Source organism: Acidithiobacillus sp. (assembly GCF_023255755.1).
GTDB lineage: Bacteria > Pseudomonadota > Gammaproteobacteria > Acidithiobacillales > Acidithiobacillaceae > Acidithiobacillus.
The window spans coordinates 1-6,680 of record NZ_JAGDVS010000029.1; the positions used below are offsets into that span (position 1 = coordinate 1).

Genomic DNA, 6,680 nt, shown 5'->3' on the forward strand with positions numbered 1-6,680 from the left:
CCTTCCAATCGGCTCCCTACATTTTACTGGAAATGGGGAGTTTTTCGAACTTCCCGGTGGCTGTATTACCGTACGGTTCACGACGGCCAAGTGGTATTGCGCCAACGGGATGTGGGAGCGGAATACGCGCTCTGCATGCCTCAGCACCTGACCAAACCGGTGGATGAAGAGAAATTATCGCTATCATTCGCCAAGTCCCGAGCCGCCGCGGCTACGCCATACTGCCCCACCGCCAGGGCATGCCGCGCCACGCCATCATCGGGGAGAGTCTGGCCACCTTCGAGATGCTGGAGAGGTTGGTCTCATTGCGCCAGCCTCTTCCAGCGTACTTGTTGCCGGGGAGTCGAGGACCGGCAAGAAGTTGGTCGCCCGCTGGTTTCGTGCATAACACGGCAGCTACCCGTGCGGGCTGCGGGGCGGCCCTCATTGGCTCGTTTGGCACAACTTGGCCCGTCCGTTGGACCTCTTGGTTCTTCCAGGCACCGCCATGATGATCTCCTTGACGAAAACCATAAATAAAACGGCGGCCTGCCTTCTCGCCAAAGTTGGCATGAAACATGCTTTTGGTATGGCCGTAGGCGTTACATGCGCCGAAAAGGGACGACCCGATAGGGCAAGGCATCTGCGGTTCCCCAAGTCGACATGTCGCCTTATTGTGATCCCCCGATCCCCGACCATCTTTGGTCTTTGAAGTCATACAAAAAGGAGTCAATTGTGAGCGAGAAGATAAAACGCCGCGATTTTCTGCACGGCGCCGTAACGACGGCAGCGATCATGGCAACTGTCGGTACGGGTCTGGTGCGCCCTCGTCTTGCCCTGGCGGATGATGTCCAAGGCTGGCCGGCCAAGGCCTTCGACGCCAAGATCCTGTCCGAAGCCCTGAAAGATACCGGGATACCCGCGAACGTTCCGGCTTCCAGCAAGGTGCACCTATCGGTGCCCACCATTGCCGAAAACGGGGCTGCGGTACCGCTGCGTGTTGATGTGGACTCGCCGATGACGGTCGACGATTACATCGAGACCGTCTATCTATTCGTGGATAAAAACCCTTTGCCGCTCATCTCCCAGTTCAACTTCACGCCTGCCAACGGTAAAGCCAGCATGCAAGAGCGCATCAAGATGGCCAAGTCCTCCAGCGTGCGGGTGGTCGCCAAGACCAACAAGGGCGAGCTGCTGGGCGCGGTCAAGCTCGTCAAGGTCACCGTCGGCGGCTGCGGCTAACGAATTTCACAGACACAATCGAGGACTCATCCATGGCAGAGAATATTGGTCATCCCATGATTCGCATACCCTCTTCGGCAAAGAAGGGGGAGATCATCGAGGTACGTTCCCTCATTTTGCATCCCATGACCACGGGACTGAGCAAGGATAAAGCGGGCAAAATCATTCCCGCCCACTTCATCCAGACCGTAGAGGTGACTTTCAATGACAAGCCACTGATGAATGTGGACTGGAGCACCGCGATCAGTGCCAACCCGTTCTTGGCTTTCAAGATGCGGGCAGAGGAAACGGGCACCCTGGGCATAAGATGGAAGGATAACAAGGGTGGCGACTGGAGCACTCAGGCCAAGATTACCGTGAGCTAGCCGTTTGCGGGCGCGGCGGATCACCCCCCAGGTTTGACAGGCTGCTGGGGGGCTCGGAACGACCCTGTTGCCCGGGGTTTTCTCTCTGGGCCACCATCCGTTGCTCCAACGACATATCCCAAAGCAAGGAGGACGAACATGAAGCGATGGCTGGGTATTGGTGTGGCCATGGGGCTTGCCGCACTGGGTGGTGCGGCTCAGGCGGCCAACTGGCAGGATCTGGGGAATCCCAAAGTGGGTCCCCAGCAAACCCTCAAGCAGTTCCATGATTACTTCAAAAGCCGATTTCCCAGCATTCCTCTGCAGAAATACGCTGATGGTCCCTACATCTTCAACAAGGATCTGATGCAGCAGTACCAGGAGGCCGTGCAGTTCAATCCGGGGGAGATCACCCTGGAGGAAGGCAAAAAGCTCTGGGACGCCCCCTTCAGGAACGGCAAGACCTACGCAAGTTGCTATCCGGACGGCGGCAAAGGGGTGGCCACCCGTTACCCGTACTATGATCCCAAGCTCCAGACCGTCGTCACGCTGGGCGGCAGCCTCAACGCGTGCCGGGAGCACAACGGCGAGAGGCCCCTCCAGTACGCTGGCGCCAAGATGGCCGCCCTGCAGACCTACCTCGCCTCGCTCTCCAACGGTCTGCCGGTGGACGTCAAGGTGCAGGGGCCGGGCGCCATCCACGCATTTGAACAGGGCAAGGCCTTTTACTTCATGAAACGTGGTCCGCACGGTTTCTCCTGCGCTGCCTGTCACGTCGCCCAGGCCGGCATGTCTCTGCACAACCACCAGACCATCTCTGCCACCCTGGGGGAGGCGGCCCACTTCCCCGCTTATGGGGTCGGCGGGAGTGCAGTAAAAACCCTGCAAAAACAATTCGCCGACTGTGAAACCAAGCTCGGCGTCAAACCCCATCCGCTGGAAAGCACGGACTATCGCGACCTGGAGTACTTCGTGACCTACCTCAGCAACGGAATCAGGATAAACGCGCCGGGTTACCAGCCATGATTCGCCTTTCTCACCCGTCAAGATGCAGGCTATTTGCCGCAACCTGGAGCCAAAACATGTCTCAAACGTACCGCAGAGCCCTTGTGTGCATGACGCTGGGGATCCTTTTAGTGAGTGGCCAGGCTATCGGTGCCGAGGGACCCGCGGGGCCGACCGTTCCCGCTCCAGTGTCGGGCATGCCACCCATCGCCCTCAACTCCCCCTCTATGTGGTGGATGTGCAGCCAGGCGTTACTCCGGAACAGATAAAAATCGCCATACAGACCGCTGCCGAGGGGGAAAACATGAACCTCGTCGGCACGTTGAATATACAGCGCGGGTTGCAGCAACGGGGCATAAAAAGCAAAGACACCTATGTCATTTACGAAGTATGCAATCTTGTGTTGGGGGCCAAGATCCTGGCTGGCACGCCGGAATTCGGCGCTTTCGCGCCCTGCAAGATCGTGCTTTTTGAGACCAAGGGCAAGCTGAAGCTGATGACCTACCTACCCACCTACGCTCTCAAGTATTTCCCCAAAAACGCCGAGGCGCAGAAGGTCGCGCAGGAACTGGATAAACAGATCATCCACATCATGAAACAAGCCGCCACAGGCGGCTTTTAAACAAGATATACGAGGAGGATTCGTACATGAAATTGACGCGTCGTGATTTTATGCAGATGCTGGGGTTGGCCGGTGCGGCGGGCTTTTTGGCCCCCGGCGCCATCCAGGCGGCCTGGGGCGGGGCGGGCGATCCTTACGAGATCCCCGACTACGGCAACGTGACGCTTCTGCACATGACAGACTCCCATGCCCAACTCCTGCCGGTGTGGTGGCGCGAGCCCGACACCAACATCGGGGTGGGACAGGTCCTCAACCAGCCGCCCCATCTCTGCGGCCAGTGGGTACTGGATGCCTACGACATCAAGGGCGGGACGCGGAACGGTTATGCCTATAGCTGCCTGGACTTCGACGCCCTCGCCCACCGCTTCGGCAAGACCGGCGGCTATGCCCACATCGCAAGCCTGGTGAAGCGCTACCGGGAGGCACGTGGCGACAAGGTGATCATGCTCGACGGCGGCGACACCTGGCAGGGGTCGGCCACCTCCCTGTGGACCAAGGCCGCCGACATGGTGGGGGCCCAAAACCTGCTGGGGGTGGACTATTTCGTCGGTCATTGGGAGTTCACGTACGGACAGAAGCGGGTCGATGAGCTGGTCAAGAAGAGCCTCAAAGCCAAGTTCCTGGCGCAGAACATTTTCAGCGCCACCTGGGAAGAGCTGGTCTTCAAGCCCTACGCCATTCACGAGGTTAGTGGCCGGAAGATCGCCATCATCGGCCAGGCATTTCCCTTCACCCCCATCGCCAACCCGCGTTACATGATCCCGGACTGGACCTTCGGCATTCACCCCGGGCACATGCAGAAGATGGTGGACGAGTGCCGCAAGGACCATCAGGCCGACCTGGTGGTGGTGCTCTCCCATAACGGCGCCGATGTGGACAAGAAAATGGCCGCCCAGGTGCAGGGCATCGACATCATCCTCGGCGGCCACACCCACGACATCATGGGACCCCGGCCCTTCAAGGTCGGCAAGACACTCATCATCAACACCTCTACCAACGGCAAGGTGCTAGCCCGCTTCGACCTCGATGTGGGCAAGGGCAAGCTCAACGGCTTCCGCTTCCACTACCTGCCGGTCTTCTCCAACCTCATCCCGCCTGACCCGGAGATGGCCGCCTACATCGAGAAGGTGCGTGCCCCTTACAAGGACAAGCTCGCCGAACCGCTCACGGTCACTGAAAGCCTCCTCTACCGGCGCGACAACTTCAACGGCACCTTCGACCAGTTGATCTGCAATGCCCTCATGCAGGAGATGGACTGCGAGGCCGCTTTCTCCTCAGGTTTCCGCTGGGGTTACTGCAAGCTGCCCGGCGAGACCATCACCATGGAGGATCTGATGGGCCAGGCCGCCATCACTTACCCCCAGGTGACCGTCACCGAGTACACCGGCGCGCAGATCAAGAGCATCATGGAGCAGGTCGCCGACAACATCTTCAACAAGGATCCCTACTACCAGCAGGGCGGCGACATGATCCGGGTTGGCAACATCCAGTATGCCTTCGACCCCGACCAGCCCATCTTTCACCGCTGCAGCGACATGATGGTCGGTGGCAAGCCCATGTCTCCCTCCAAAAAGTACAAGCTGGCCGGCTGGGCGCCGACCACCGCGCCCGTGGAGGGTAAGCCTGTCTGGGACGTGGTTGCCCATTGGCTCCGGTCACAAAAGACCGTCCGTGTCGACAAGCTCGACCTGCCACGCCTCGCCAACGACATGAAGACTAATCACGGAATTGCATTTCCCAAAGAGTATGGTCTTTGACTCAGCAAACCTGAACTCCAGGGAGACGATAGCGGCATAACGTTTCACCGAGGAGGGGGCAGCGCTACGGCGGATTCCGGTGATTCAGGGATCCGCACCCCGCCGACCCGGTCTACACAGGCCGGGCCTTGAAAAAAGGAGAATCCATGCGCCGCGTGCTTTTCGCCATCATGTTGCTGGCCATCGGATGGAGTGCCCCCCTTATGGCCGCTCCGATGGGCTTTTGGGGGACCCTCGCACAGGCCCGCTGGGTACAGGAAGGTCGACTGGGACCGCTCATCTATGTCTTTATGGATCCCAACTGTCCCTATTGCCATGTCCTATACAATCGCTTGCAGCCTTTCATTCGCAAGGGCCAGGTCGTCGTGCGATTCATTCCCGTGGGGATGCTGACCCCAAGCAGCGCAGGCAAAGCGGCGGCCATTCTCGAGTCGCCGGACCCGCAAAAGGCGCTGGCAAAGAACGAGAAGGGGTTCCATGGCGATCGCGGTGCCATCGCGCCGGTGACGCCAACACCCGCTACCGAAAAGATGTTGCGCCATAACCTGTACTATTTTTCCGTGACCGATGCTACCGGAGTCCCTGCCACCCTGTATAAAAAGCGTAGCGGCCAGGTGGATGTGATCACCGGCGCCCCAAGCCCCGGTAGCTTGGCCAAGATCCTGCAAGGGCTATGAATCACCGGGACTGCTGCTCGTCGTCTTGAACCAACTGGCCTGACTAATCCAGGTTCTGTGCGCCCCTAGCCTTAACCGTTCCAGCCCCGTAACCGCTCTAGCAAGTCCACCGCCAGCGCCGCACCTGCCATATCAATCTCCAGATCGCGGCTGAGGCGGCGACTGAGGCGGGCGCGGTAGAGATCGAGGCTGCGGAAGCGCCAGTGCTGCGGGCCACTACCTTCGGGATGAATAACGCCATAGCGCACCAGTTGCACGGCTTCGCCTTCAGCGCAGTGGAGCAGGGTGCAAAAGTGCGGAAAATCGAAGCAGAAAGCGCCCTCTTCCAGCAATTCCCCTTCGATGACGGTGATCAGTGGTGAAACCATGGGGCATTCTCCTCGGTCTTATGGTCAGCGGCGGGGATGGAAGTCGGACATCTCCGCGAGTTGGTTCCACAGGGCTTTTTCCGGCTCGCTGATTTTTTTGGGGACGACAATCTGGATCACCGCATACAAATCGCCGGGCGTTTTGCTGCCGGAGCCCGGCAATCCCTTTTGACTGAGCCGCAGCTTCTGCCCGCTGGTGCTGCCGGCCGGAATCTTCATGCGCACGCCGCCATCCAGGGTGGGTACCTCGACGCTGGCGCCCAGCACCGCCTCCCACGGGGTGATGTGCAGGTCATGATACAAATCGCTACCCTCTACCCGAAACCTGGGGTGTGGCTGGAACTGGATGTGCAGGTACAGGTCCCCATTGGGACCACCGCCCATGCCCGGAGCGCCCTGCCCGGCCATACGCAGCCGTTGGCCTTCGCGGATGCCTTTGGGAATTTTGACGGTCAGGCGCCGCGCTTCCCGGCGCACACGGCCATCTGGACCCATGGTGGGCACTTCCAGGTTGATCTCGCGCTGGGCGCCGTGGGCCGCATCCTCCAGATTGACGCGGATAGTGGCCTCGCTGTCTTCGCCCTGGCTGCGGAATCCGCCCCCCCCGCTGCCACGAAAGCCACCACCCTGCTGCTGGCGGAATATGGACTCGAAAAAGTCACTGAACCCGCCGCCACCAAAATCGG

Annotated in this window: 8 protein-coding genes; 6 read left to right on the plus strand and 2 right to left on the minus strand. The window is 59.7% G+C overall.

Annotated features, from left to right (window positions below; all coding sequences use genetic code 11):
* Window positions 1-714 precede the first annotated feature (714 nt).
* The 6 genes from soxY to dsbG all read left to right on the plus strand — a co-directional run bounded on the left by soxY (window position 715) and on the right by dsbG (window position 5,626).
* Window positions 715-1,221: a thiosulfate oxidation carrier protein SoxY gene (soxY, locus tag Q0C48_RS02195; protein WP_291521109.1), complete on the plus strand. Its 507-nt coding sequence runs from the start codon at window positions 715-717 to the stop codon at window positions 1,219-1,221.
* 32 nt (window positions 1,222-1,253) lie between these two features.
* Window positions 1,254-1,586: a thiosulfate oxidation carrier complex protein SoxZ gene (gene soxZ / locus Q0C48_RS02200; protein ID WP_291521111.1), complete on the plus strand. Its 333-nt coding sequence runs from the start codon at window positions 1,254-1,256 to the stop codon at window positions 1,584-1,586.
* 138 nt (window positions 1,587-1,724) lie between these two features.
* Complete coding sequence (soxA, locus tag Q0C48_RS02205) at window positions 1,725-2,591, plus strand: sulfur oxidation c-type cytochrome SoxA (protein WP_291521113.1); 867 nt, start codon at window positions 1,725-1,727, stop codon at window positions 2,589-2,591.
* An 85-nt stretch (window positions 2,592-2,676) separates the two neighbouring features.
* Entirely contained in the window at window positions 2,677-3,192 is a 516-nt protein-coding gene (locus tag Q0C48_RS02210) for a DUF302 domain-containing protein (protein WP_291521115.1), read from the plus strand.
* 26 nt (window positions 3,193-3,218) lie between these two features.
* Window positions 3,219-4,949, plus strand: coding sequence for a thiosulfohydrolase SoxB (soxB, locus tag Q0C48_RS02215; protein WP_291521117.1), 1,731 nt, complete (start codon window positions 3,219-3,221; stop codon window positions 4,947-4,949).
* 146 nt (window positions 4,950-5,095) lie between these two features.
* Complete coding sequence (gene dsbG, locus Q0C48_RS02220; protein ID WP_291521119.1) at window positions 5,096-5,626, plus strand: thiol:disulfide interchange protein DsbG; 531 nt, start codon at window positions 5,096-5,098, stop codon at window positions 5,624-5,626.
* A 71-nt stretch (window positions 5,627-5,697) separates the two neighbouring features.
* Here dsbG and Q0C48_RS02225 read toward each other — a convergent pair whose 3' ends face one another.
* Together Q0C48_RS02225 and Q0C48_RS02230 are read right to left on the minus strand one after the other, a co-directional pair.
* Window positions 5,698-5,994: a chaperone modulator CbpM gene (locus Q0C48_RS02225; protein WP_291521121.1), complete on the minus strand. Its 297-nt coding sequence runs from the start codon at window positions 5,992-5,994 to the stop codon at window positions 5,698-5,700.
* A gap of 24 nt (window positions 5,995-6,018) precedes the next feature.
* A partial coding sequence (locus Q0C48_RS02230; RefSeq protein ID WP_291521123.1) for a J domain-containing protein occupies window positions 6,019-6,680 on the minus strand: 662 nt, incomplete at its 5' end.